Here is a 25,589-nt window from a genome sequence, read left to right as displayed (position 1 = left end):
CCGAAAGGATCACGCCATGAGCGCTGAAGAGAAGAACCTCCCGCACGGCGAGGAGAGCACCACCGTCGGCGAGATGAACGACACGGTCGCCGTCGGCCAGCCCACCGCGCCCCGCCACGACGCCGACGGCCCGGACACGGCCACCGACGCCGCGGCCACGAACCCGCAGTCGGACGCCGCCGAGGGGAAGTGCCCCGTCGCGCACGGCGCCCCGCTGGCGCACCCGACCTCCGGCGACGCCAACCAGCAGTGGTGGCCGAACCGCCTGAACCTGAAGATCCTCGCGAAGGACCAGCCGGTCCAGCGCCCCGAGGACGGCGGCTTCGACTACCCGGCCGCGTTCGAGAAGCTCGACCTCGCCGAGGTGAAGGCGACCATCGCCGAGGTGCTCACCACCTCCAAGGACTGGTGGCCTGCCGACTTCGGCAACTACGGCCCGTTCATGATCCGCATGGCCTGGCACTCCGCGGGCACCTACCGCGTGACCGACGGCCGCGGCGGCGCCGGCGAGGGCCAGCAGCGCTTCGCGCCCCTGAACTCCTGGCCGGACAACGCCTCCCTGGACAAGGCCCGCCGCCTGCTGTGGCCGGTCAAGAAGAAGTACGGCCAGTCCCTCTCCTGGGCCGACCTCATCGTCCTGGCCGGCACCGTGGCCCACGAGATCATGGGCATGCCGACCTTCGGCTTCTCCGGCGGCCGCATCGACGCCTATGAGCCCGCGGACGACGTCTACTGGGGCCCCGAGACCGAGTGGACCAACGGCGGCGCCGAGCGCTACAAGGGCGAGCGCGACCTCGACAACCCGCTCGCGGCCGTCGAGATGGGCCTGATCTACGTGAACCCGGAGGGCCCCGAGGGCGAGCCTGACCCGCTGAAGTCCGCCAAGGACATCCACGAGACGTTCTCCCGCATGGGCATGAGCGCCGAGGAGACCGTCGCGCTGATCGGCGGCGGCCACACCTTCGGCAAGACCCACGGCGCCGGCCCCGTGGAGGGCAACATCGGCGCCGAGCCCGAGGCCGCGGACATCGAGCAGATGGGCCTGGGCTGGAAGAACGCCTACGGCGAGGGCAAGGGCCGCGACACCATCACGTCCGGCCTCGAGGTCACCTGGACCTACCACCCCACCCGCTGGGACAACGAGTTCTTCCACATCCTCTACGCGTACGAGTGGGAGCTCATGGAGTCCCCGGCCGGCGCGAAGCAGTGGCGCCCCGTCAACGGCGGCGGCTCGGACATGGTCCCCGAGTCCGACTTCCGGGGCCGCCGCGAGCCCCGCATGCTGACCTCGGACCTGGCCCTGCGCTTCGATCCCGTGTTCGGCGAGATCTCCCAGCGCTTCAAGGACGACTTCGCCGCGTTCCAGGACGCCTACGCCCGCGCGTGGTTCAAGCTGACCCACCGCGACATGGGCCCGATCGCCCGCCACTACGGCCCCGAGGTGCCCGCCGAGGAGCTCGTGTGGATGGACCCGGTCACCGCCCCGGAGACGGTCCCCGGCCACGCCGAGGTCCAGGCCGTCAAGGACGCGGTCGCCTCCTCCGGCCTGTCCGTGACCGAGCTCGTGAAGACCGCGTGGGCCGCGGCCTCCTCCTTCCGCTCCTCGGACAAGCGCGGCGGTGCCAACGGCGGCCGCATCCGCCTCGAGCCGCAGCGCTCGTGGGCGGTCAACGAGCCGGCCGTCATCGGCCCGGTCATCGCGAAGTTGGAGCAGATCGCCGAGCAGACCGGCGTCACGTTCGCCGACACCCTCGTGATCGCCGGCAACTGGGCCGTGGAGAAGGCCGCGGCCGACGGCGGCGTGGAGGTCTCCGTGCCCTTCACCCCGGGCCGCGGCGATGCCACCCAGGAGCAGACGGACGTGGAGTCCTTCCGCCACATGGAGCCCAAGGTGGACGGCTTCCGCAACTGGGATCCGCGCCCGTCCAAGCAGTTCCCGTCCGAGTTCGCGCTCGTGGACCGCGCCAACCTGATCGGCCTCTCCGCCCCGGAGATGACGGTGCTCGTGGCCGGCCTGCGCGTGCTGGGCGCCGTGCCCGCGGGCTCGAAGGACGGCGTGTGGACGGAGAACGTGGGCGTCCTGTCCCAGGACTTCCTCACCGCGATCACGGACATCGACACGCAGTGGGAGAAGGTGGCCGAGGGCCGCTACCGCGGCGTGACCGCCGAGGGCAAGGAGCTCTTCGGCACCCGTGACGACCTCGTGTTCGGCTCCAACTCGGAGCTGCGCACCCTGTCCGAGGTGTACGCCGCCGACGACGCCAAGGAGAAGTTCGTGCGCGACTTCGTGGCCGCGTGGGCCACGGTCATGGACGCGGACCGCTTCGACGCGCGCCGCGCCGCCAAGGAGTCCACGAACCAGGGCTGACGCCCCTGGGCCTCGGACGCCCGGACGCGCCGAGGTCCTGGCCGGACGACGACGGGCGCTCACCCTCGCGGGTGGGCGCCCGTCGTCGTGGGGGGCGGGTGCGTCAGGCCAGGACCGTGCGGCAACCGCGAGTTCTTCCCCCGCTCACCCGCGCGTGCCAAGGTGAGGGGCATGACCGAGAACGCCGCTCCCGTCCCCGCCTCCCAGCGCCCTGGCACCCCCGCACTGCCGGAGGACCTGATCGACGTCGAGGCCCTCCTCGAGGCCTACCGCACGGGCCACCCGGACCCGTCCGACCCGGCGCAGAAGGTCGTCTTCGGCACCTCCGGCCACCGCGGCTCCGCGTTCAAGACCTCCTTCAACGACGACCACATCGCGGCGATCACGCAGGCCGTGGTCGAGTACCGCGCAGAGAAGGGCATCACGGGCGCCGTCCTCGTCGGCCGTGACACCCACGCCCTCTCCGAGCCCGCGCAGGACACCGCGGTGCAGGTGCTGCTCGGCAACGACGTCGAGGTGCTCGTGGACGCGCGCGGCGGCTACACGCCGACCCCGGCCGTCTCCCACGCGATCCTGCACCTCAACGAGGGCCGCGACCTCACGCCGGCGGGCTTCTCCGCCGACGGGGACAACACCGGTCTCGTGGACGGGCTGGTCATCACGCCCTCCCACAACCCGCCCGCCGACGGCGGCTTCAAGTACAACCCTCCGCACGGCGGCCCCGCGGACACCGAGGCCACGTCCTGGATCGCGAACCGCGCGAACGAGCTGCTCGCCGCGGGCCTCGACGGCGTGCGCCGCGTGGGTGCGGACGAGGTCGCCGGCCATCCGAAGCTGGGCGAGTTCGACTTCCTGGACCGCTACGTCACGGACCTGCCCGAGGTGATCGACCTCGAGGCGATCCGCGAGGCCGGCGTGCGGATCGGCGCGGACCCCATGGGCGGCGCGTCGGTGGCGTACTGGGGCGAGATCGGCAAGCGGCACAGGCTGGACCTGACCGTGGTGAACCCGGAGGTGGACCCGCGGTTCGGCTTCATGACGCTGGACTGGGACGGCAAGGTCCGCATGGACTGCTCCTCCCCCCACGCGATGGCCTCGCTCATCGAGCGCATGACCCCGGACGCGGACGGGGTGGCCCCCTTCGACGTCGCCACCGGCAACGACGCCGACGCGGACCGTCACGGCATCGTCACCCCCGACGGCGGGCTGATGAACCCCAACCACTTCCTCGCGGTGGCCATCGACTACCTCTACCGCAGCCGGAAGGGGTGGCCGCAGGACGCCGGCGTCGGGAAGACCCTCGTCTCCTCGTCGATGATCGACCGCGTGGCGCGCGACCTCGGGCGCGACCTCGTGGAGGTGCCGGTGGGCTTCAAGTGGTTCGTGCCCGGCCTGCTGACCGGCACGGGCGTGTTCGGCGGCGAGGAGTCCGCGGGCGCGTCCTTCGTGACCTTCGACGGCGACGCCTGGTCCACGGACAAGGACGGCCTCCTGCTGTGCCTGCTGGCCGCGGAGATCATCGCGGTCACGGGCCAGTCCCCGTCCGAGCGCTACCGGGACCTCGTGGCCCTGCACGGCGCCCCGGCCTACGCGCGCATCGACGCCCCGGCCACCGCCGAGCAGAAGGCCCGCCTCAAGGAGCTCACCGCGGACGACATCACCGCCGAGACCGTGGGCGGCGAGCAGATCCTCCACGCCCTCACGACCGCCCCGGGCAACGGGGCGGCGATCGGCGGGCTCAAGGTGGTCACGCAGAACGCGTGGTTCGCCGCGCGCCCCTCCGGCACCGAGGACGTCTACAAGATCTACGCGGAGTCCTTCCTGGGCGAGGAGCACCTGGCGCAGGTGCAGCAGGACGCGCAGCGGCTGGTGGACGGCGTCATCGGCTGAGCGCGGAGGCGCACCCTGCCGCCGCCCAGCCCGCCTGGGTAGCGTGGGCTCCATGAGCAACGGCACCCCCGAGCAGCCCCGTCCCCGCCACGCGAGCGAGGAGCCGGACACGACCCGCACCGACGCCGCCTCCCCCCACGACGGCAACGTCACGGACACCGCGGACACCGCGGACGACGCAGCGGCGACCGGCACCCCGGCCCTCCTGACGACGGCCGGGGCCCTCCCGGAGGGCCTGGCCGCGGACGTCGGCTGGGACCTCGGCGAGGACGAGCCCGAGGAGGAGACCGCCGAGCCCCTGCGCGAGCCGCTGCCCACCGAGGCCCTGCCGATCATGCCTGCCGGCACCCGACCCGAGGAGCCGCACGCCGCCGTCGGGAGGCTGCGCGCCGCCGCCCGCCTGCGCGCCGCCCACCCCCGCACCGTGCGCCTGCACCAGCTGCGCGGGCTGAAGCGGATGCTCACGGAGCAGCAGGAGCGGTTCGTGAACGCCCTGGGCGAGGACCTCGGCAAGGCGCCCACGGAGGCGCTGATGACCGAGGTGATCTCGGTGCGCTCGGAGGTGGACCACGCGATCCTGCACCTGAGCGAGTGGATGGAGCCGCGGCCCGCAAAGCTGCCGCTGACCCTGCAGCCCGCGAGCGCCGAGGTGCGGCCACGGCCCAAGGGGCTCGTGCTGATCATCGGCGCGTGGAACTACCCCGTGCAGCTCACGCTCGCCCCGCTGGTGGGCGCGCTGGCGGCGGGCAACGCCGTGGTCATCAGCCCCTCGGAGAAGGCGCCCGCCACGGCCCGTGCCCTGCAGGAGCTGCTGCCTCAGTACCTGGACTCCGCGCTGATCTCCGTGGTGGCCGGCGGCAGGGACTGCAACACCGCGCTGCTCGCGGAGCCGTGGGACCACATCCTCTACACGGGCGGCGAGCGCGTGGGGCGGATCGTGTACGAGGCCGCGGCCAAGACGCTCTCCCCCGTCACGCTGGAGCTGGGCGGGAAGTCCCCGGCGGTGGTGACGCCCGCGCGCAACACGGGGGCGATGGCCCGCCGCCTCGCGTGGGCCAAGTTCACCAACGCGGGCCAGACGTGCGTGGCCCCGGACTACATCCTCGCCGTGGGCGAGGAGGCCCACGCGCAGGTGGTGGCCGAGCTGCCGAAGGCGATCCGCGAGTTCTACGGCGCGGAGCCGCGCGAGTCCAAGGACTACGGCCGCCTCATCTCCGCCGAGCACGCCCAGCGCCTCGCGGACATGGTGGAGAAGGACGTGGCTGCCGGCGCCGAGGTGCTCGTGGGCGGCGAGGTCGACCCGGCCGCGCGCTACATGGCGCCCACCGTGGTCACGGGCGTGCAGCCGGACGGCGCGCTCATGCAGGAGGAGCTGTTCGGCCCCGTCCTGCCCGTGCTGAAGGTGGGGGCGTTCCAGGACGCGCTGGACTTCATCGCCGACCGCCCGCACCCCCTCGCGGCGTACCTCTTCACGGACCGCCCGCGCCTGCACCGCGCGTTCGACGAGCAGGTCCAGGCCGGCGGCCTCGGCTACGACGTCGCCCTGCTGCACGCCGGCATCACCACGCTGCCCTTCGGCGGCATCGGATCCTCCGGGATGGGCGCGTATCACGGGCAGGCGGGCTTCGAGACGTTCTCCCACCTGCGCCCGTCCATCACGAAGTCGGACCAGGTGGACACGCTCAAGACCGCGTACCCGCCGTACGGCTGGATGAAGCGCAAGATGATCCCGAAGATGCTCTGACATGGACAGCCGGCTGCGCCGCCTGCCGCCGGCCCTGGTGATGACGGGCCTCCTCGCCGTCACCGGGTGCGGTGCCGGTCCGACGTCGGGAGGGTCATCGGAGGGTGCCGGCGCCGGGTCCCCGAGCGGGGCGACGCCGTCGCGCATCTCCGCCTCCGACCTCGCCGCGCCCGGCGCGGCTCGGGGCCGGGGCGGCGATCTGCCGGTCGGCACGCAGCCCCACGCGGTGACGTCCCTGGCCTGGGACGGGCGCCCCGTGGCGACGGGTCCGTGGACGAGCGTGGACGTCGACACGGGCGCGCCGTTCACGTTCACCGCTCGGGAACTGTGCGGGCAGCCGCGCGTGGACGTCCTGAGCGTGACGCCGGACGGGTGGCAGGCGCACCCGAGCGAGGGCCAGCCGGCCGTCGCGTGCCTGCCCGAGGACGAGACCGCCTCGGCAACCGAGGCGGTGCGTCGGCTCTTCGACGGCCCGGTGGCCGTGGACGAGGCGGAGGACGGCGCGCTCACCCTGACGCGGGCCGGCGTCGAGCTGGTGCTGGCGCCGCGACGGTGAGGCTCAGCGCTGCGGCCAGAGGCCGCGGCGCGTGAAGACCTCCGCGAGGACGTCGGCACGGTCGGTCATGACGCCGTCGACGCCGAGGTCCAGGAGCCGCTCGATCTCCTCGGCCTCGTCCACGACCCACACGTGCACGGGCAGGCCCGCAGCGTGGCAGCGGCGCACGAAGTCGGCCGTCACCACCCGGATGCGCCCGTGCCGGATCGGCACCTGCACGCAGTCGATGTCGAGGGCGTGGCGGCGCAGCCACCCCGTGAGGCCAAGCGGGCCGAGCAGGACGAGCGCGGCGATGGCGGCGGCCCCGCCCGACGTCGCGATGCGGTGCGGGCCGTGCGCGCGCTCGGCGTGGCCGAGGGCGGTGAGAGAACGCCGGAAGAGGCGGCGGCGGGAGTCGTGGAAGGACGCGACGAGCACGCGGTCCCACGCCTCGTGCTCGGCGAGCAGGTGGGCCATGGCGGGGGCGGCCGCGCAGTCCTTGAGGTCCACGTTGAGGCGGGCCTCGGGGAGTGCGGTGAGGAGGTCGGCGAAGCGCAGGAGCGGCTCGCCGCCGACCGTGACGGAGTGGAGCTGCTCCCACGTGACGTCGGAGATCCGGCCGCGGCCGGTGGTGACGCGGTCCAGGGTCTCGTCGTGGAAGACCACGAGCACGCCGTCCTTCGTGGTGCGCACGTCCAGCTCGAGGTAGGCGAAGCCCGCATCACAGGCCGACTGGAACGCCGCCAGCGAGTTCTCCCGCTCGTTCCCGGCGCCGCGGTGCGCGAAGCCGAGGGGCCGGCCGGCACGGCCGGGCAGGGAGTCCGCGAGGTAGGCGGGGGCGGGACGGAGCGTTGGCCGGGGCGCACGCAGGGAGCGCGCGGGACGGGCACGCGGGCACGGCGACGGGCCTGAGGACGGCACGGTTCGGCGGGTCACGGGGTCAGGGTAGCGGGCGCCCGGAAACCTCCCGTTGCGAGTCCGACGGCGACGAGGGTGCTTCCTAGACTGGACCCACCTCGTCCCCGTCTTCAGGAGCCCTCCGTGCCCCGCACCTCGTCCCGCTCGCGTGGCCGGGCCGGGCCGTCCTCGCGCCCCGTCCACCACCGCTTGATCTGGGTCGACGTCGCCCGCTGCCTCGCGCTGATCTCGATGATGCTCGCCCACACCGCGCCCACCGGCGGCCCCGGCGGTGTCCTGAACCTCACCGAGCACCTCACGGCGGCCCTGTTCGCGGCGCTCGTGGGCGTCTCCGCCCGCCTCGAGGTCCAGCACCTGGGCATCGGCCGCGCGGCGGCCCGCGCGGTCATCCGGGCGCTCGTCCTCGCGGCGTGCTCCTGGCTCGTCGGGTTCTTCGGCGCCCAGGTGCACGACATCCTGCCGCACCTCGCCGTCGTCGCCCTCCTGATGGGCCTGCTCGCCGCGCTCCCGCTCGCCGCGCAGCTCGTCCTCGCCCTCCTCTCGGCGTCCGGCGGCGTCGCCCTCGTGGCCCAGGGCACGACGGCGGCCGTCGCCGCACTCCTGCCGCTGGCCGACGCGGTGGGCCTGCCCGCGGACCGCCTCGCGACGGGCGTGGCCACGATGCTCACCGACGCGCCCTACCGCCTGCCCCTGCTGCTCGCGTGGGCGCTGCTCGGAGCGGTCGTACTGCGCACCCTGCACGGGACCCGCGAGGACCCGGCCCGCCGCATGCGCGTGGACGCGGTGTGGTGGGCGGTCGGCGGGGCGGCCCTGGCCGGCGTCGTCCTCGCGTCCTCCCGCGCGAGGACCGGCGCGATGCCCGTCCCGTACTCCGGCACCGTGCCCGAGGTCCTCGTGGACACCGGCCTGGTGCTGCTGGTGCTGGGACTGTGCGCCGCCGTCGTGCCGAACCACGCGAACCCCGCCACCGAGCTGCTCTCCATCCCGGGAGCGATGACCCTGTCCGTGTACGTGGCGCACCACGCCTACCTCGGGTGGGCGGCGCGCGCTGCGGGCCCCGGCCCGTGGCGCACGCCCGGCGGCGCGGACGACACGTGGTTCAACGTGGTCGTGCTGATCCTCGGCGCGATCGCGCTGCCGCTGCTGTGGCGCACGTACGTGCGGTCGCGGCCCTGGCGGGCGGGCCCGATCGAGGGCGTGGCGCGCCTCGTGACGGACCGGATCGGCGGCCGCTGATGGCCCGCCGCGCCGACCTTCCCGCGGGCTCGCTCGAGACGCCCGCCGTCGAGTTCCACCCCGCCACCGCCACCGCCCCGCGGACCGCGTCCGCCCCGCGGGGTAGCCTCGAGACCGTGAGCGAGCGAACCACCTACCTGCTGGTCGACGGCGAGAACATCGACGCGACCCTCGGCACGTCCATCCTCCAGCGGCGCCCCCAGTCCGACGAGCGGCCGCGCTGGAAGCGCCTGCTTCACTTCATGCAGGACCACTGGAACCAGCCCGTCAAGGGCCTGTTCTTCCTCGCCATCGACGGCGAGATCCCGATCCCCTTCGTGCAGGCGCTCACCGCACTCGGCTACCAGCCGATCATGCTGCGCGGCGAGGGCAAGGTCGTGGACCTCGGCATCCAGAAGACCATGGCCGCGCTCCAGGCACGCGAGGACGACGTCGTCCTCGTCAGCCACGACGCCGACTTCGCCCCGCAGATGGCCGACCTGGCCTCCACCCCGGGCCGCCGCACCGGCATCATCGGCTTCGAGGAGTTCCTCTCCGGCATCCTGCGGGCCATCCCGGGCGTGGAGTTCTTCGACCTCGAGTACAAGGTCGAGGCGTTCGACTCGTCCTTGCCGCGCCTGCGCGTCACCGACGTCGCCGAGTTCGATCCGCTCGAGTTCCTCTGAGCCACCGGGCCCCGTGCGTCAGCGCACCGGGCCGGGCTCCTCGAGGGGCAGCATCGGGCGGTGCTCGTAGAAGGTCTGCAGCACCACGGTGGTCCGCGTGTTCACGGAGGCCACGTGGCGGATCTCGTTGACGAGCGCCTCGAGCTCGCGTGGCGAGCCCACCCGGACGAACAGCATGTACGCCGCGTCCCCGGCCACGGAGTGGCAGGCCTCGATCGCGGCGACCCCCTCCAGGAGCTGCGGCGCGTCGTCGGGCTGCCGGGGGTCCAGTGGCGTGATCTCGATGAAGGCCGCGAGCGGCTTGCCGACCGCCTCGGGGTCCAGCAGCGCCCGGTATCCGGTGATCACCCCGCTCCCCTCGAGCTTGCGCAGCCGCGCTTGCACCGCGGACGAGGAGAGGCCGACCCGCTCCGAGAGCTGGGCGAGGGTGGCACGCGGATCGCAGGAGATTTACCGGCGACACAGCGACAGGAGGCGTTCATGACCACTTCTCTGCCCACGGAGCAGGCCATCATCGGCGAGCCGGAGGTCGTCGAGGACGCCCGCCACGCCGAGTCCCACCCGGCCTGGCTGCGACTCAAGGCGGCCGCCACGGCACTCCAGGGACTCCAGGCCGAGGACGGCTCGGTGCCTGACCCCGTCGACCACCCCGCCGCCCGCGACCACGTCGCCGTGATCACCGCCGCCGTCGCCACGCTGGCCCCGCTCTTCCCGCACGACGCCGCCTACCTCGCCGCCCTGCCCCGCGACGTCGCGCGCTGGGAGGCGGACGGCTTCGGCGTGCCCGACTTCCTGGACTCCCTCGTGGCGTTCCAGCCCCAGGAGCACCGCGTGGACGGCATCCGTCACCTCGTGGTCTTCCCGATGTACACCCAGAACGGCTCGCCCGACCGACACGTCGAGGCCCTGATCGTGGAGGCCATCTGGCCGGAGTTCATCGCGGACCTCGAGGCCGGCGACCACGGCAACAAGCTCTTCCTGTCCCTGCGGCTGATCGACTTCACGCCGGGCTACGACACGAACTCAGCGGTGCTGTTCCCCGAGACCGTGGCGATGCGCGAGATCCCCACGTTCACGTGGGGCGCGATCTTCCAGGACCGCGAGGCGGCCCGCTTCCGCCGCGTCGTCGCCGCGGCCGCGGACATCACGAAGCTGGACCTGCCCGCCGACGCCGCGGAGCTCGTGGCGGACCAGGACCTCGCCGAGAGGACGTTCGTCATGTGGGACCTCATCCACGACCGCACGCACATGCGCGGCGACCTGCCCTTCGACCCGTTCATGATCAAGCAGCGCATGCCGTTCTTCCTCTACACGCTCGAGGAGATGCGCTGCGACCTGACCGCGTTCCGCGAGTGCGTCCGGATCGAGCAGGCCCTCACCGCCCGCGCGGAGGCCGGGGAGGACCTGAGCGAGACGGAGCAGGCGACCCTGCGTCACGCGAAGCTCGTGCACTACGCCGTGCTCTTCGACCGCGTCTTCCGCTTCGCGCTCACCGGCTCCCGCGTGCGCAACGACGACGGCCTCGGCGGCCAGCTGCTCTTCGCGTGGCTCCACCGCCGGCACGTGGTGGAGTGGCGGGACGTGAAGCTCAGCGTGGACTGGGAGGGCCTGGCGCCGGCCGTCGTCGAGCTCGGCGACGCGATCGACCGGCTGTACTGGGAGTCCATCGACCGCCCCAAGACCGTGCACTGGCTCAAGGCCCACGAGCTGGTCGCGTCCGTGGTGGCCCCGCATCCGGCCTCGGCGTGGGCGCAGGGCCTCCCCCAGGACGTGCTGGCGGGCCCGCCGAAGGGGCTCACCGACCTCGTGCTCGACGACGAGTTCCCGCTCTCCATGTTCTTCGAGGCGCTCGAGAAGAAGATGCGGGGCGTCATCGTCTCCACGGCCGGCATCCGCGCCGCGGACGCCTGAGGCGCGTCGCACGATGACCACCCACCGGAAGGGGACCGACATGCAGAGGATCCACGACGCCGAGAGCCGCGGGTTCGCCTCGGACAACTACTCCGGGGTGCACCCGGAGGTCCTCGCGGCGATCGCCGAGGCCAACGGCGGCCACCAGACCGCCTACGGCGAGGACGCCTACACCGCCCGGCTGCAGGAGGTGGTCCGCGGGCACTTCGGCGAGCAGGCGCAGGCCTGGCCGATGTTCAACGGGACGGGCGCGAACGTCGTCGCCCTGGAGTCCATGCTGCCGCGCTGGGGCGCGGTGGTCTGCGCGGACACCGCCCACATCCACGTGGACGAGGGCGGCGCGCCGGAGAAGGCCGCCGGGATCAAGCTCCTGCCCGTGTCCACCCTGGACGGCAAGCTCACCCCGGAGCTGATCGACGCCGAGGCGTGGGGATGGGGGGACGAGCACCGGGCCCAGCCCCTCGTCGTCGCGATCACGCAGTCCACCGAGCTCGGCACCCTGTACACGCCGGAGGAGATCCGCGCGATCACCGAGCACGCGCACGCGCGCGGCATGACGGTGTTCCTGGACGGGGCGCGGATCGCCAACGCCGCGGCCGCGCTCGACCTGCCGCTGCGCGCGTTCACCACGGACGCCGGCGTGGACGTGCTCTCCCTGGGCGGCAGCAAGAACGGGGCGCTCGCCGCGGAGGCGATCGTGGTGCTGAACCCGGACGCCGTGCAGGGCCTGGCCTACCTGCGCAAGCACCAGATGCAGCTCGCGTCCAAGATGCGCTTCGTCTCGGCGCAGCTGATCGCGCTCTTCGACGGGGACCTGCACCTGCGGATCGCCGGCCACGCGAACGCCATGGCCCGGCGCCTCAGCGACGCCGTGACGGCCGGCATCGCGGACGGCTCCCTCCCCGGGGTGGCGCTGACCCAGAACACCGACGTCAACGCGGTCTTCGCGACCCTGCCGGCCGGCGTCGCGGACCGGCTGCGCCGGTCCTTCCGGTTCTACGACTGGGACCCCGCGACGGGCGAGGTCCGCTGGGTGTGCAGCTTCGACACCACGGAGGAGGACGTCGACGCGTTCGTCGCGGCCCTGCGCGAGGAGCTCGCCGCGGCGGGCTGACCCGAGGGCGACGCGCGCCGCGGCCGCGTCCGGGTGTAGAGTTCTGCGACCTCGAATCCGGGGTGGAGGCGCCGGACGTGCGCCCGCCCCCAGCGACGAAAGACCTCCGTGGACTCCAGAGACACCCCCGGCTCCGCCCTGCCGGCCGGCAGCACCGCCGCCGGCCCCGCCGCCAGCACCGCCGCCCTTCCCGCCCCGTCAGAGGCGCACAACGGCCTGCGCCGCACCCTGGCCGCCCGCCACCTGATGATGATCGCGATGGGCGGCGCCATCGGCACCGGCCTGTTCGTGGCCTCCGGCAACAGCATCGCCACCGCCGGCCCCGGCGGCGCGCTGCTGGCGTACGTCGTCATCGGCTTCATGGTGTTCCTGCTCATGCAGTCCCTCGGCGAGATGGCCACCTACCTGCCGGTCTCGGGCGCCTTCGAGGAGTACGCCACCCGGTTCGTCAGCCCCTCGTTCGGCTTCGCCATCGGCTGGAACTACTGGTACAACTGGGCGATCACGGTGGCCGCGGAGCTCGTCGCGGCCGCTCTGGTCATGCGCTACTGGCTCCCGGACGTCCCCTCGTGGGCCTGGTCTGCGCTCTTCCTGGCGATCCTCTTCGGCCTCAACGCGCTCTCCACCCGGGCCTACGGCGAGTCCGAGTTCTGGTTCTCGCTCATCAAGGTCGTCACCGTGGTGGTCTTCCTCGTCCTCGGCGTCATGATGATCGCCGGCATCCTCGGCGGCGCCGCCCCGGGCTTCGAGAACTGGACCACCGGCGAGGCCCCGTTCGTGGGCGGCGCCCCGGGCATCCTCGCGATCTTCCTGGTGGCCGGCTTCTCCTTCCAGGGCACCGAACTCGTCGGCGTCGCGGCCGGCGAGGCGGAGGACCCGGAGAAGAACGTCCCGAAGGCCATCCGCACCGTGTTCTGGCGCATCCTGCTCTTCTACGTCGGCGCGATCACCGTGATCGGCTTCCTGATCCCCTACACCAGCCCCAACCTGCTGGGCAGCGGCGTGGAGGACATCTCGATCTCCCCGTTCACCCTGGTGTTCGAGAACGCCGGCGTGCTGGCCGCGGCCGCCGTGATGAACGCCGTGATCCTCACAGCGATCCTCTCCGCCGGCAACTCGGGGCTGTACGCCTCCACCCGCATGCTCTGGGCCCTGGCCGACTCGGGCAAGGCCCCGCGGTTCCTCGCCAAGGTCAACCGCCGCGGCGTTCCCATGAACGCGCTGCTGGTCACCACCGCCGTCGGCGCCCTGTGCTTCCTCACCACCCTCGTCGGAGACGGGGCCGCCTACGTGTGGCTCGTCTCCGCCTCCGGACTGGCCGGGTTCATCGTGTGGATGGGCATCGCGTGGAGCCACTACCGGTTCCGCCGCGCGTACATCGTCCAGGGCGGCCGCCTCGAGGACCTGCCCTACCGCGCCGCGCTCTTCCCGTTGGGCCCGATCGTCGCGCTGCTGCTGTGCACCGTGGTGGTCCTGGGTCAGGGGTACGGGGCGTTCGGCGAGGGCGTGGACCTGCTCGCCGCAGCCACCGCGTACCTCGGCCTGCCGCTGTTCCTGGCCCTGTGGCTCGGCCACAAGCTGGTCACCGGCTCGAAGCCGGTGCGCGCCGAGGACGCCGACCTCACCCGCGAGCGCTGGTGACCCCGGCGGCCGGGCCGGGCCGGTCGGCCGCGCCCGCCCGTCAGACCTCCGGCAGCGCCAGCAGCTCCTCGATCGCCCCGGCCACGCCGTCGTCGTCGCAGGCCCCGACCACCGCGTCCGCCGCCGCGCGCAGGCTCACGTGGCCTGAGGCCACGGCGCAGCCGAGGCCCGCCCACGCAAGCATCTCGGCGTCGTTGGGCATGTCCCCGAAGGCGACGACGTCCGCCGGCGCGATCCCCCGGCTCGCCGCGAAGTCCGCGAGGGTGGCCGCCTTGTGCACGCCCGGCGCGGACATCTCCACGAGGGCCACGCCGGGCGCGGAGTGCGTCGCGCTGACGAGCTCCCCGAGCTCGGCGCGCGCGGCCTCCAGGAACGCGTCCGGCTCGAGGGCCGTGGAGCGGGCCATCAGCTTCACGACGACGGCCTCCGCGGGCAGCACGCCCTCGAGGGCAGCCGCGGCCGGCGTGGCGTCCTCGAACGCCGACGCCTCCGTGAACGCGGTCTCCCAGAAGAAGCCGTCGAGTGTCTCGGCGCCGAACGTGGCGGTGGGGTCCAGGGCCCGCAGCCGCTCGACCGCCGTCCACACCGTCCCCCGCTCCATCGGGCGGGACTCGAGCACCTCGCCGGTCGCGGGATCCACCACCACGGCGCCGTTGGAGCAGATCACCGGTCCGACGTCGCCCAGCTGGTCCGCGAGCGCGTCCAGCCAGCGCAGCGGCCGCCCCGTCACGAACACGACGACGACGCCCGCCTCGTGCGCCGACCGCAGCGCCGCGATGGTCCGCGGGGAGAGCCGCCCCGAGCGGGTGTGCGCGTAGCCGATGACGGTGCCGTCCAGGTCCGTGGCGACGAGCCGGGGGCGGCGGATCGAGGTCGGCAGAGGCATGCGTCGAGTCTAGGCGGGGTCCTCGCGAGGGGCGCGGGCAGTTGGCAGGATGAGCGCATGGACACCCAGAGCAGCGCCGCGCGCACCGCCCCCGCCCCCATGAGTGCGGCCCAGACCCCCCGCACCGTCACCGTCACCGGCGCGGCCGGCAACATCGGCTACGCGCTGCTCTTCCGGATCGCCTCCGGCGAGATGCTCGGCGCCGACGTCCCCGTGCGCCTGCGCCTGCTCGAGGTCCCGGCGGCGCTGCGGGCTGCCGAGGGCACGGCGATGGAGCTCGCGGACGCGGCGTTCCCCCTCCTCGCGGACGTCCAGGTCACGGACGATCCCGCGGTGGCCTTCGACGGCGTGCAGCACGCCCTGCTCGTGGGCGCCCGCCCGCGCTCGGCCGGCATGGAGCGCGGCGACCTGCTCGAGGCCAACGGCGGCATCTTCGGGCCCCAGGGCCAGGCGATCAACGACCACGCAGCGGAGGACGTGCGCGTCGTCGTCGTGGGCAACCCGGCGAACACGAACGCGCTGATCGCCGCCTCCCACGCTCGGGACGTGCCGGCCGACCGCTTCACCGCGCTCACCCGCTTGGACCACAACCGCGCGGTCTCGCAGCTCGCGGCGAAGGCCGGCGTCGCGGTGACCGACGTGGACGGCATCACCGTCTGGGGCAACCACTCGGCCACGCAGTTCCCGGACCTCACCCACGCGCGCGTGCGGGTGGGCGGCGCCGACGGCGGCTGGCGCCCCGCGCTCGAGGTCGTGGACGCCGGATGGGCCGCCGAGGAGTTCATCCCGCGGGTGGCCGAGCGCGGCGCGGAGATCATCAGCGTGCGCGGGGCGTCCTCGGCGGCGTCGGCCGCGAGCGCGACGATCGACCACATGCGCGACTGGTTCCTCGGCACGGGCGTGGGCACGGACGGGCAGGCCCGGCGCACCTCCGCGGCGATCGTGTCCGACGGCTCCTACGGCGTGCCCGAGGGCCTGATCAGCTCGTTCCCGGTGGTGTCCGAGGGCGGGCAGTGGCGGATCGTGCCGGGCCTGGAGCCAGACGCCGCTCTGCTGCCGGACGCGGCTGAGCGCCTGGAGAGGACCGTGGCCGAGCTCGACGAGGAGCGGGAGGCCGTCACGGGGCTCGGGCTGCTCTGAGCGAGCCCGCTGGGGAACGGGCGGGCGCCGGACGACGGGACGCCGCCCGCCCCTCAGGGTGGTCACGACACGCCGTCTGGAGACATGGCACGCGGCGTGTTGTGACCACTCTGCGTCCGACGGCGTCCGCCCGCGGCGTGTTGTGACCATTCTGCGTCCGACGGGGTCCGCACGCGTCGTCGTCAGCCCGCGAGCTCGGCCCGCGTCGGCGGGTCGGCGCCCGGGCGGGACGCCGTGATCGCGGAGGCGCGGGAGGCGTAGATCAGCACGGACTCGACGTCGTCCGGGTCCATGGCGTGCAGCCGCTCGCGGTGGGCCGCGCCGAGCAGGGAGCGGTCGTCGAGGGCGGCCAGGAGCGCCGCGGTGAACGAGTCGCCGGCACCCACGGTGTCCGCGACGTCCACGGGGACGATCGGGCGCTCGCGCACGCCGTGTGCAGTGACGGCCACGATGTCCTCGGCGCCGCGCGTCATGACCACGAACGCCGGGCCCATGGCCTGCCACGCCTTCAGGGTCTCGAGCAGCGGCCGGTCCGGGTAGAGCCAGGCGATGTCCTCGTCAGAGGCGTGGACGACGTCGGAGAGGCGCACCGACTCCTCGGCGCGAGCACGGGCGAACACCCGGTCCGGGACGATGCTGGGCCGCACGTTGGGGTCGTAGCTGACGGTGGTCTCCGGGGAGAGCCCCTCGAGCAGACCCATGACCTCGGCGTCGCCGGGGGCGAGCATCGTGGCGATCGAGCCGGCGTGCACGTGCTTGAGGGACCCGCCGGCGGCCGCGCAGAGGTCCCGCACGAGGGCGGCGGCGGGCGGCAGCGTCCAGTCGAGGTCGAACTCGTAGCTGGCGGCGCCCGTCGGGTCCAGGCGCGCGGTGGCCTGCGACGTCGGGGAGGAGTCCGGCTCCAGGAGGCTGCGCACGCCGTTGCCCTCGAGATGGGCGGCGATCATGGCGCCGTACTCGTCCTGGCCGAAGCGGCCGGCGAAGAGCACGGGGCGTTCCAGGCGGCTCACACCGACGGCCACGTTCAGCGGGCTCCCGCCCACGTGCGCTCGGGGCGTGGCGGTGTCCGAGAGGACCACGTCCACCAGGGCCTCGCCGATCACTCCGAAGTACTCAGACACACCTCAAACGGTACCCTACAGACCGACGCGCGCCCCGATCCGAAGCCCGGTCCGGTGCCCTCATCCACTCCTGAACGGCAAGGCGGCCATGGCCCACAGCACCCCCACCTCACCCGCTCGGCACGCCGACCCCTCCCGGGGGTTCGGCTGGCGCGTGCACGGCGACGGCCGCACCATCACGCCGGGCACCGTCGTCGCCCCGGACGAACGCCTCAGCTGGCCACGCACCGTGGGCATCGGCGTGCAGCACGTGATGGCCATGTTCGGCGCCACCGTGCTCGTTCCCGCCATCACCGGCATGCCCGCGACGACGGCGCTGCTCTTCTCCGGCATCGGCACCCTGCTGTTCCTCGTGATCACCGGCAACCGCCTGCCGAGCTACCTCGGCAGCTCGTTCGCGTTCATCGCCCCGCTCACGGCGGCCACCGCGCTCGAGGGCACGGGCGCCGCGCTCGGCGGCATCATGGCGACGGGGCTGCTGCTCGCGGCGATCGGCGTCGTCGTGCACCTGTCCGGCACCGGCTGGATCCACGCCCTCATGCCGCCCGCCGTGATGGGCACCATCGTGGCGCTGATCGGCCTGAACCTCGCCGGCGCGACGACGGCGGCCATGCAGGAGGTGCCCCTGACCACCTTCGGCACGGCGCTGGCGGTGGTGCTCACGGCGGTGCTGTTCCGCGGCCTCGTCGGGCGGCTGTCCATCCTCGTGGGCATCCTGGCCGGGTACGTGCTGGCGCTGGCCCAGGGCCAGGTGGACTTCGCCGCAGTCGGCGAGGCGGCCTGGGTGGGCCTGCCGCCGTTCCACGCGCCCGAGTTCAGCCTCCAGGTGCTGCCGCTGTTCCTGCCGGTGGTGCTCGTGCTGATCGCCGAGAACATCGGCCACGTCAGGACCGTCGGCCTGATGACCAAGCGGGACCTCGACCCGCTCACCGGCCGCGCTCTGATCGCCGACGGCCTCTCCACCACCTTCTCCGGCCTGGGCGGCGGTGTCGGCACCACCACGTACGCGGAGAACATCGGCGTCATGGCGAGCTCGCGGGTGTACTCGACCGCCGCGTACTGGGTGGCCGGCCTCACCGCGATCGCCCTCGCCTTCCTGCCCAAGTTCGGGGCCGCCGTCGCGACCATCCCGGCCGGTGTGGCCGGCGGCGCCGGCATCATCCTCTACGGCATGATCGGCGTGATGGGCGTGCGGATCTGGGTCCAGAACCGCGTGGACTTCTCCAACACCATCCACCTCATGACGGCGGGCGCGGGCCTGATCATGGCGATCGCGGACCCGCAGCTGACGGCGGGCGGGCTGGTGTTCGGCGGCATCACGCTCGGCACGATCGCCGCGCTCGTGGTGCACCACCTCATGACGGCCGTGGCCCGCTGGCGCGGCACCGAGCCGGTCCCCGAGGACGAGGACGCCGAGCGGTACGAGGCCACCCAGGCCGGCCGCCTCGGCTGAGGTGGGCGGCGAGCCCTGCCGGGGCTCACCGCGTCAGCAGGTACGCCGCCACGGCCCAGCCGTTCATGATCAGGTGCGCCAGGATGTTCATCGCGATGTTCCGGTACCGCCACCACAGCAGGCCCAGGAACAGGCCCGACGTGCCCTGCACCGCCACGATCAGTGCGGCATCCCGGGCCAGGTCCGTGGACCCGTGCGTGCCGAAGTGCATGAGCCCGAACAGCACGCACGTCAGCGCGATGCCCGCCGCCGGCCCCAGCCACACCTCCAGCCGCGTCTGCAGCCAGCGGCGGTAGAACAGCTCCTCGCCCACGCCCGCCGTCAGCGCCGTCACCGCCGCCCCGAGGAGCAGGAACGTCAGGTCGTGGCCGGAGAAGTCCGCGGCCGGCACCCACGGCGCCGCCTGGGACAGCCACGCCCACACCACGACGACGGCGAGCGGCGCCCACCAGCGCCACGCCCCTCCAGCGCGGAGCACTTCCACCCCGCCACGCCACACGAAGCGCAGCGCGAGGGCGGGCAGCACCATGAACAGCAGGGCCTTCGAGAGCACGAAGTCCACGTCGGACAGCGGCGAGAGGCCGAGCCCGATCGTGAGCACGGCCAGCCCGACCAGGAAGGCCGTGCCGTGCCGGAACGCCCGCGCCTCTCCCACCACCGCCGGTTGGGACGTCCGCCGGGGCGGCAGCAGGAGGGTCAGAGCGACACCCACCACGGGCGGCAGGAACACCTGCCACAGGGGCAGGGTCGGGGCGGAGGGGTCGGCGGAGACGGTCAGCCCGTTCGGATGGCCCAGGACCACTGACCCCACAGAGAGCGCATACGCCAGGGCGCACGCGGCCAGCACGGCCGTGCGCAGCGTCCGGGAGGCCCTCCCGCCTCGGCCGCCCCCGTCGACGACCCCTGCGCCGTGGGCCCCCTTCACCGCGGATGGGCCCCACGGCGCAGGGCTCGTCCTGTCGGCGGTGCTCGTCATGTCTGCCCGCCGGGTCATCGCGAGCTCCCGGGTCGCCGTCCCCGGCTCACGCCGACGAACGTCTGGACCAGCGGCGTGTCCGCCTCCTTGAGCCAGGCCAGGCCCACGTCCCAGCCGGGATGACGGGGGTCGCCGGCCTCGTAGGCGGCCCCCTCCGCGGACACCTCGCCCTCCACGCCCGTGTCCTCGACGGCGGCCTCGCCCTCGAGCTCCTGGAGCATCGCCTCGGCCTCGCGGTCGGCGCGGGACTTGCCCACGACGTCGTCCAGCGCGCTGGCCACGGGCAGCACCACGACGTCCTTGCGGCCGAACATGCGTGCCACGGACATCGGCAGCACGACGTGCCCGGTGCCGGACGCGGCGATCTCGATGGCCATGCGCTCGCCCGCGCCCGGCACCTCGGCCGGGTCCAGGGGGTCCTCGCTCGGGGCCGGGGCGAAGCGGGCGGGCTCGAGCTCCTCCTCGGGGTCGAGCTCGGCCATGGGCACGGGGCCGTCCGCGTCCACGTCCCACGCGGAGAGCAGGTGGTCCTTGCCGACGCACACCACGGGCAGCTCCGAGTAGGAGGTGACCGTGTGCACGTGCCGCAGATCGACGCCGGCCGCGGTCAGCACCTCGTCCAGGGTGCGGTCGCGGCGCCACCGCACGTACCCCAGCTGGGGCAGCGGGTGCAGCGGAAGCCCGTAGGCGTCATGGGCGAGGTGCGCGAACTGCGCCGACTCGTCGTGGTTGACCAGCTTCACTACGCGCTCGCGCGAGCTGAACCGTCCGACCCACGTGGACGGCGTCGCCCCGGGGATGGTCGCCAGGAACAGCGTCTCGGGCGGGTTCTCCGCGACGTCGAAGCGCACCTTCGCCGCGGGGGCGTCGCGACGGCGGCCGGCGCCGCCCTTCGCCCCGCCGGCCTTGCCCGCACCCGTCTTGCCGCCGGGCCGTCCGGGCCGCGCGCCTCCGCCGGAGCGGGAGGGGCGGCCGCCTCGTGCGGGGCTCAGCGGACCTTCTCCTTCAGGAAGGAGACCGCGCGGCCCCAGGCGAGCTTCGCTTCGGCCTCCTGGTAGTTGCCCGCCGGGTTCTCGTCGTTGTGGAAGGCGTGGTCGGCGTCGTAGTAGAAGTACTCGACCTCCGCGCCGGACTCCTCGCGGATCTGCTGCTCCTGCTGACGGGCCTTCTCCACGGGGAACATCTGATCGCGCTCGGCGTAGTGGCCCTGGACCGCGGCGCGGACGCCGGAGAAGTCGCCGGGCACGCCCTGGCCGACCCCGTAGAACGGCACGGCCGCGGACACCTTCTCGCCCTGCTGGGCCGCGAGCGCCAGCACGAAGCCGCCGCCCATGCAGAAGCCGATCGCGCCGACGGTCTCGGAGGTGACCTCGTCGCGCCCGAGCAGGAAGTCGACGGCGCCGGCCAGCTGGCGGGCGCCCTCCTCGGCGGGGAGGTTCTGCATCATCTCGCCGGCCTCGTCGCCGTCGTGAGCGATCCAGCCGCCGAACAGGTCCGGTGCCAGCGCCACGAAGCCCTCCGCGGCCAGGCGGTCGCACACGTCCTTGATGTGGTCCACGAGACCCCACCACTCCTGGATCACGATGATCCCGGGCCCCTTCCCGGACTCCGGCAGGGCCAGGTAGCCGTGGCCGGTCTGGTCGCTGTGCGCGGCGTCCTTGGTGGGCAGGTTGAACGAGACGTTCTGGTGCGGGGTCTTGGAAGCCATCATGCGCCCCACCCTACGGATCGCGCCCGGGGTGCGGCGAGGGCTGGTCGCACTCCGCGCTGTGGTCACGCCACGCCGCGCACGCTCCGGGGCGGACGGCGTGTCGTGACCACAACGCGCCGGCGCGCCGGAGCGCCGAAGCGTCGGAGCGTCAGCGCTTCAGCACCTCAGCGCTTCGGCAGCAGGTGCGCGATCCGCTCCGCGAGCGCCGAGCGCTTGAGCTTCTGCGTGGGCGTGAGGAGCGCGGCGAGCTCCTCGGGGTCCGGCAGGAGCACCTTGTAGGAGCGCAGCCGCTCGGGCACGGGGACCTTCGCATTGGCGGCGTCGATGGCCGCGCCCACCGAGTCGCGGATCCGCTGCTCGGAGACCTCGATCATGCGCCCGGCCTCGTCCCTGAACCGCTCCGCGGTCTCGGCGCCGTCCCGCAGGCGGGCGGACACGGCGTCGGGCACCTGCCAGTCCGGCAGGTGACGCTGCACCCACGCGGCGAGGGCCTCGCGGTCCAGCAGGATCATGGCGGTGGGGTGGTCCAGGCCATCGCCGATCACCACGGCGTGGCCGACCGCGGGGTGCAGCTCCACCTCGCGCTCCCACGCGGCGGGGTTGATGGTCTTGCCGTTGGCGGTGACGATCACGTCCTTGACGCGACCGGTCACGGTGAGCCGGTCGTCGTCGTCGAGACGGCCGAGGTCCCCGGTGCGGAACCACTCGCCGTCGAACGCGGCGGCGGTCTCATCCTCGTCGGTGTACCCGGCGAACACGCCGGGGCCGCGCATCTGGATCTCGTCGTCGTCAGCGATCCGCACGGACATCCCGGGCAGGGGCAGGCCCACGGTGCCGGGGACCACGTCCCCCTCGCGATGGCCCACGGCGGGGGCGGTGGTCTCGGTGAGCCCGTAGCCCTCGAACACGGTCAGGCCCATGCCAGTGAACAGGCGCAGCAGGTCCGGGTCGAGCTTGGCCGCGCCGCACAGCAGGTGGGTCACCCGGCCGCCGAGCAGGTGCCGCACCCGGCGGTAGAAGAGCCGCTCGTAGAGGGCCAGCTGGGCGCGCACGGGCACCAGGAGCTTGGGGTCCTCGCCCAGCACCACGCGCCCCTTCGCGACGGCGGCCGCCCGGGCGCGCTCCCAGAGCACGCCCACGGAGAGCGGGCCCACGCGGGTGCCGCGCGCCTTCTCCTCCACGCCGAGCACGATCTTGGACAGCACGCCGGGGACCACCATCACGAAGGTCGGGCGGATCTGCCCCATGGACGGCACGGCGGCCTTCGGGTAGCCCACGTGCGCCACGGACATCCCACCGTGCAGGCAGATCATCTGCACGGCGCGGGAGAGCACGTGCGCCAGCGGCAGGAACAGCACGGTGGAGCCGCCCGGGTGCACGAACCCCCGGTAGGCCTCGGCCACGTTGAGCACCTGGTGGACGAAGGACCGGTGCAGGATCCTCGTCCCCTTGGGCTCCCCCGTGGTGCCGGACGTGAACACGATCGTGGCGACGTCGTCCAGGCCTCGGGCCGTGCGGGCCGCCTCGAGCGCCCCGTCGGTGACGTCGGCGCCGAGCGCCTCGAGGGCGCGCAGGTCGCCGGCGGGGGCGCCGTCGGCGTCGGCGTCGTCCAGGGTCCACACCGCGGACCCGTGGGGGCCGCGAGCGGCGCCGTCCCGCGCGTCGAGGGCCTCGCGCAGCGTGGCTGCGGCGGCCCGGGAGCCGGCGAAGGCGGCGCGCACGCCCACGACGTCGGCGATCGCCGCCATCTGCGTGGCCGGGGCGGAGTCGAACATGGGGACCACCACGGCGCCCGCGTAGAGGCAGGCGAGGTCCATCAGGGTCCACTCGTACCGGGTGGCGGAGACGATGGACACGGCGTCCCCCGGGCGGATCCCCAGCGCGATCAGGCCCTTGGCCAGCGCGCGCACCCGGGCGTGGAACGCGGCCGTGGTGACCGGCTCCCACGGGGCGTCGAACGGCGCGGCGGGGTGGCGCACCTGGAAGGCCACCACGTCGGGGTGCCCCGCGACGCGGCGCTCCAGGACGTCGGTGATGTTGCGCAGCTCGGCGGCGTCGGCGAGGGCGGGCATGTCCACCTGGCGGCGGGGGACCGGGGAGGCGGACGGGGCGGCGGGGACCGGGGAGGCGGAGTCCATGGTGACGATTCTCGTGCATCCGCGGCCCGCTGACCTGCACCCGGTCCGGCCACGGCGACGCCGGCCGCCCCGGGGTGGGGGCGGCCGGCGTCGTGGGGTGTCCGGGGGGGGGAGACGATCAGCCCCGGACGTCTGCGGGTCCGGCGGGCCGGGCCCGGATCAGGCCTGGACGAACTCGGCGTCGATCTCGATCTTCACCTTGTCGCCCACCAGCACGCCGCCGGCCTCGAGCCCGGCGTTCCAGGTCAGTCCGAAGTCCTTGCGGGAGATCTCGGTCTTGGCCTCGAAGCCCACGCGGGTGGTGCCGAACGGGTCGGTGGTCTGGCCGCCGAGCTCGACCTCCAGCTCGACCTGCTTCGTGGTCTCGAGGATGGTGAGGTCGCCGACCAGGACGAACTCCTCGCCGTCGAAGCCGCGGACCTCGGTCGAGCGGAAGGTCATGGTGGGGTGCTTCTCCACGTCGAAGAAGTCCTCGCCCTTGAGGTGGCCGTCGCGGTTGGCGTCCTTGGTGTCGATGGACTGCATGTCCACGGTGATGTCCGCGGAGGAGCGGGCGAAGTCCTCGGCGACGGTGAGGGTGCCGGAGACGGCCTGGAAGGTGCCGCGCACCTTGGAGATGCCCGCGTGGCGGACCGTGAAGCCCACCTCGGTGTGGGAGGCGTCGAGGTTCCAGGTTCCGGGGGTGACCTGCGTCATGGGGATGCTCCTTCAAGGATGTTCGGATCTGCGGTCACAGGGTGCTCCCCCGTGCTTGTTTCAAATCTAAACATCTCTCTCCATCGCGCGTCCAGGACTTGCACGTGAAAGTCAGAAACACTCCGTCACACTTCACGTGTGAACCGCGGAATCTCGTCGTTCGCGCGCCGGGGGCGCGGGCATCGTCGTCGCGACCGGTGTCCTGTAACCTGGGCCACACGTGCCGCCCACCCGCGGCCGCTCCCGGCGCCGACCCGCGCCGACGACGACGGGGCCCCACCTGGTCCTCCCCGTCCGACCGATCCGCGTGAGGCACCCCGCCCGCGGACCGTCCGACGACGACACCAGCCCCGGCGACCCGCCCCCGCGTCGCCCTCCCGCCTGAAGGAGGCCCCGCCATGACCGTCACCCTCTCCCCCTCGCCCACCCAGCCGTTCTCCCCCGTGCCCGGCCAGCGGATCGACCCCGAGCTCGCCCGCTCCTGGCTGCTCGTGAACGCCGCGCAGCCCGAGCGCTTCCAGCCCGCGGAGGACTCGGCCGCGGACATCGTCATCCTGGACGTCGAGGACTCCGTGGCCCCCGCGGACAAGCCCAAGGCCCTGCAGGACACCGTCGACTGGCTCACCTCGGGCCACACCGCGTGGGTGCGCCTCAACGGCTACGGCTCGAAGTGGTGGGAGGACGACGTCGCGGCGCTCGCCGCGACCCTGCCCGCGCACCTGGGCGGGCCGGTCGCCGAGGGCGGCCTGGCCGGCGTCGTGCTGGCGATGGTGGAGTCCACCGACCACGTGAACGAGACCGCGAAGCGGCTGCCGGGCGTGCCCGTGGTGGCGCTCGTGGAGACGGCACGCGGACTGCAGCGGATCGACTCGATCGCCGCCGCGAAGGGCACGTTCCGCCTGGCGTTCGGCATCGGCGACTTCCGCCGCGACACCGGCCTGGGCGAGTCGCCGATGGCGCTGGCGTACACGCGGTCCCAGTTCACGATCGCGGCGAAGGCCACGGGGCTGCCGGGCGCGATCGACGGGCCCACCGTGGGTTCCACCGGCGTGAAGCTCGCCGAGGCGACGGCGGTGACCGCGGAGTTCGGCATGACCGGCAAGCTGTGCCTCGCGCCGGAGCAGTGCGCGGCCGTGAACGAGGGGCTCAGCCCGTCCCAGGAGGAGCTGGCGTGGGCCCACGAGTTCCTCGCGGACTTCGAGGCCGACGGCGGCGAGATCCGCAACGGCTCCGACCTGCCCCGCAAGGCGCGCGCGGAGAAGATCCTCGGGCTGGCCGCCGCGTTCGGGGTGCACTCCACGCGGTATCCGGACCAGGACAACGCGATCACGGCGCCGTCGGACACGTACCACTACTGAGCGGGGCCGTCGCCCACCAGAAACGCGGGTTGAGGTGTCACGGGTGCGGAGGCCGCACACCGGTGACAACTCAACCCGCGTTGCCTCG

21 protein-coding genes are annotated in these 25,589 nt (G+C 73.4%); 12 read left to right on the top strand and 9 right to left on the bottom strand.

Annotation, left to right across the window (positions count from 1 at the left end; genetic code table 11):
- Positions 1 to 16: 16 nt before the first annotated feature.
- The 4 genes from katG to AAG742_RS00260 all read left to right on the top strand — a co-directional run bounded on the left by katG (position 17) and on the right by AAG742_RS00260 (position 6,558).
- A complete protein-coding gene (gene katG, locus AAG742_RS00275; protein ID WP_343282178.1) occupies positions 17 to 2,368 on the top strand; it encodes a catalase/peroxidase HPI in 2,352 nt (783 codons plus the stop codon).
- 171 nt (positions 2,369 to 2,539) lie between these two features.
- Entirely contained in the window at positions 2,540 to 4,258 is a 1,719-nt protein-coding gene (gene pgm / locus AAG742_RS00270; RefSeq protein ID WP_248116651.1) for a phosphoglucomutase (alpha-D-glucose-1,6-bisphosphate-dependent), read from the top strand.
- A gap of 52 nt (positions 4,259 to 4,310) precedes the next feature.
- A complete protein-coding gene (locus tag AAG742_RS00265; RefSeq protein WP_248116652.1) occupies positions 4,311 to 6,002 on the top strand; it encodes an aldehyde dehydrogenase family protein in 1,692 nt (563 codons plus the stop codon).
- Position 6,003: 1 nt separating this feature from the next.
- On the top strand, positions 6,004 to 6,558 hold the full coding sequence (locus AAG742_RS00260) for a hypothetical protein (RefSeq protein ID WP_298710780.1): 555 nt from the start codon (positions 6,004 to 6,006) through the stop codon (positions 6,556 to 6,558).
- Between the two features lie 3 nt (positions 6,559 to 6,561).
- Here AAG742_RS00260 and AAG742_RS00255 read toward each other — a convergent pair whose 3' ends face one another.
- Positions 6,562 to 7,407 carry a glycerophosphodiester phosphodiesterase gene (locus AAG742_RS00255; protein WP_298986792.1) on the bottom strand — a complete coding sequence of 282 codons (846 nt, stop codon included), beginning with the start codon at positions 7,405 to 7,407 and terminating at the stop codon, positions 6,562 to 6,564.
- Between the two features lie 171 nt (positions 7,408 to 7,578).
- Here AAG742_RS00255 and AAG742_RS00250 point away from each other — a divergent pair, with 171 nt between their 5' ends.
- Positions 7,579 to 8,691, top strand: a complete 1,113-nt coding sequence (locus AAG742_RS00250; RefSeq protein ID WP_298986761.1) for a hypothetical protein — start codon at positions 7,579 to 7,581, stop codon at positions 8,689 to 8,691.
- A gap of 116 nt (positions 8,692 to 8,807) precedes the next feature.
- Positions 8,808 to 9,356, top strand: a complete 549-nt coding sequence (locus AAG742_RS00245) for an NYN domain-containing protein (RefSeq protein ID WP_298986764.1) — start codon at positions 8,808 to 8,810, stop codon at positions 9,354 to 9,356.
- 18 nt (positions 9,357 to 9,374) lie between these two features.
- On the opposite strand, the gene AAG742_RS00240 is transcribed toward AAG742_RS00245, so the two are convergent.
- The gene (locus AAG742_RS00240; protein WP_298986795.1) at positions 9,375 to 9,806 is read right to left on the bottom strand and encodes an Lrp/AsnC family transcriptional regulator; all 432 of its coding nucleotides are present in this window, start codon (positions 9,804 to 9,806) and stop codon (positions 9,375 to 9,377) included.
- A 30-nt stretch (positions 9,807 to 9,836) separates the two neighbouring features.
- Between AAG742_RS00240 and AAG742_RS00235 the strand changes: the two genes are divergently transcribed.
- From AAG742_RS00235 to AAG742_RS00225, 3 genes are all read left to right on the top strand, one after another.
- Positions 9,837 to 11,267, top strand: a complete 1,431-nt coding sequence (locus AAG742_RS00235) for a DUF6421 family protein (protein WP_298986767.1) — start codon at positions 9,837 to 9,839, stop codon at positions 11,265 to 11,267.
- Between the two features lie 40 nt (positions 11,268 to 11,307).
- Positions 11,308 to 12,381: a beta-eliminating lyase-related protein gene (locus AAG742_RS00230; RefSeq protein ID WP_248116657.1), complete on the top strand. Its 1,074-nt coding sequence runs from the start codon at positions 11,308 to 11,310 to the stop codon at positions 12,379 to 12,381.
- A gap of 216 nt (positions 12,382 to 12,597) precedes the next feature.
- On the top strand, positions 12,598 to 14,022 hold the full coding sequence (locus tag AAG742_RS00225; RefSeq protein WP_248116820.1) for an amino acid permease: 1,425 nt from the start codon (positions 12,598 to 12,600) through the stop codon (positions 14,020 to 14,022).
- 40 nt (positions 14,023 to 14,062) lie between these two features.
- Here the strand turns inward: AAG742_RS00225 and AAG742_RS00220 are convergent, their stop codons facing one another.
- Positions 14,063 to 14,908 (bottom strand): HAD-IIB family hydrolase, encoded by an 846-nt coding sequence (locus tag AAG742_RS00220; protein ID WP_248116658.1) that lies wholly within the window; start codon positions 14,906 to 14,908, stop codon positions 14,063 to 14,065.
- Positions 14,909 to 14,965: 57 nt separating this feature from the next.
- Here AAG742_RS00220 and AAG742_RS00215 point away from each other — a divergent pair, with 57 nt between their 5' ends.
- Positions 14,966 to 16,048: a malate dehydrogenase gene (locus AAG742_RS00215; RefSeq protein WP_343282177.1), complete on the top strand. Its 1,083-nt coding sequence runs from the start codon at positions 14,966 to 14,968 to the stop codon at positions 16,046 to 16,048.
- Between the two features lie 182 nt (positions 16,049 to 16,230).
- Here the strand turns inward: AAG742_RS00215 and AAG742_RS00210 are convergent, their stop codons facing one another.
- Positions 16,231 to 17,151, bottom strand: a complete 921-nt coding sequence (locus AAG742_RS00210; RefSeq protein ID WP_343282429.1) for a carbohydrate kinase — start codon at positions 17,149 to 17,151, stop codon at positions 16,231 to 16,233.
- A gap of 106 nt (positions 17,152 to 17,257) precedes the next feature.
- On the opposite strand from AAG742_RS00210, the gene AAG742_RS00205 reads away from it, so the two are divergent.
- Positions 17,258 to 18,622 carry a solute carrier family 23 protein gene (locus tag AAG742_RS00205; RefSeq protein ID WP_298986777.1) on the top strand — a complete coding sequence of 455 codons (1,365 nt, stop codon included), beginning with the start codon at positions 17,258 to 17,260 and terminating at the stop codon, positions 18,620 to 18,622.
- 25 nt (positions 18,623 to 18,647) lie between these two features.
- Here the strand turns inward: AAG742_RS00205 and AAG742_RS00200 are convergent, their stop codons facing one another.
- From AAG742_RS00200 to AAG742_RS00180, 5 genes are all read right to left on the bottom strand, one after another.
- Positions 18,648 to 19,469, bottom strand: a complete 822-nt coding sequence (locus AAG742_RS00200) for a CPBP family intramembrane glutamic endopeptidase (RefSeq protein ID WP_298986780.1) — start codon at positions 19,467 to 19,469, stop codon at positions 18,648 to 18,650.
- A gap of 143 nt (positions 19,470 to 19,612) precedes the next feature.
- Positions 19,613 to 20,449, bottom strand: coding sequence for a hypothetical protein (locus AAG742_RS00195; protein WP_298710801.1), 837 nt, complete (start codon positions 20,447 to 20,449; stop codon positions 19,613 to 19,615).
- Positions 20,450 to 20,586: 137 nt separating this feature from the next.
- Positions 20,587 to 21,309 carry a dienelactone hydrolase family protein gene (locus tag AAG742_RS00190; protein ID WP_343282176.1) on the bottom strand — a complete coding sequence of 241 codons (723 nt, stop codon included), beginning with the start codon at positions 21,307 to 21,309 and terminating at the stop codon, positions 20,587 to 20,589.
- Between the two features lie 164 nt (positions 21,310 to 21,473).
- Complete coding sequence (locus AAG742_RS00185) at positions 21,474 to 23,447, bottom strand: AMP-binding protein (protein WP_298986784.1); 1,974 nt, start codon at positions 23,445 to 23,447, stop codon at positions 21,474 to 21,476.
- 159 nt (positions 23,448 to 23,606) lie between these two features.
- Positions 23,607 to 24,143, bottom strand: a complete 537-nt coding sequence (locus AAG742_RS00180) for a YceI family protein (RefSeq protein ID WP_248116665.1) — start codon at positions 24,141 to 24,143, stop codon at positions 23,607 to 23,609.
- Positions 24,144 to 24,541: 398 nt separating this feature from the next.
- On the opposite strand from AAG742_RS00180, the gene AAG742_RS00175 reads away from it, so the two are divergent.
- Entirely contained in the window at positions 24,542 to 25,501 is a 960-nt protein-coding gene (locus AAG742_RS00175; RefSeq protein ID WP_298987852.1) for a CoA ester lyase, read from the top strand.
- The last annotated feature ends 88 nt before the right edge of the window (positions 25,502 to 25,589 follow it).

It is taken from the genome of Micrococcus sp. 2A (assembly GCF_039519235.1).
Taxonomy (GTDB): domain Bacteria; phylum Actinomycetota; class Actinomycetes; order Actinomycetales; family Micrococcaceae; genus Micrococcus.
This window is presented reverse-complemented; position numbering and strand designations above follow the sequence as displayed.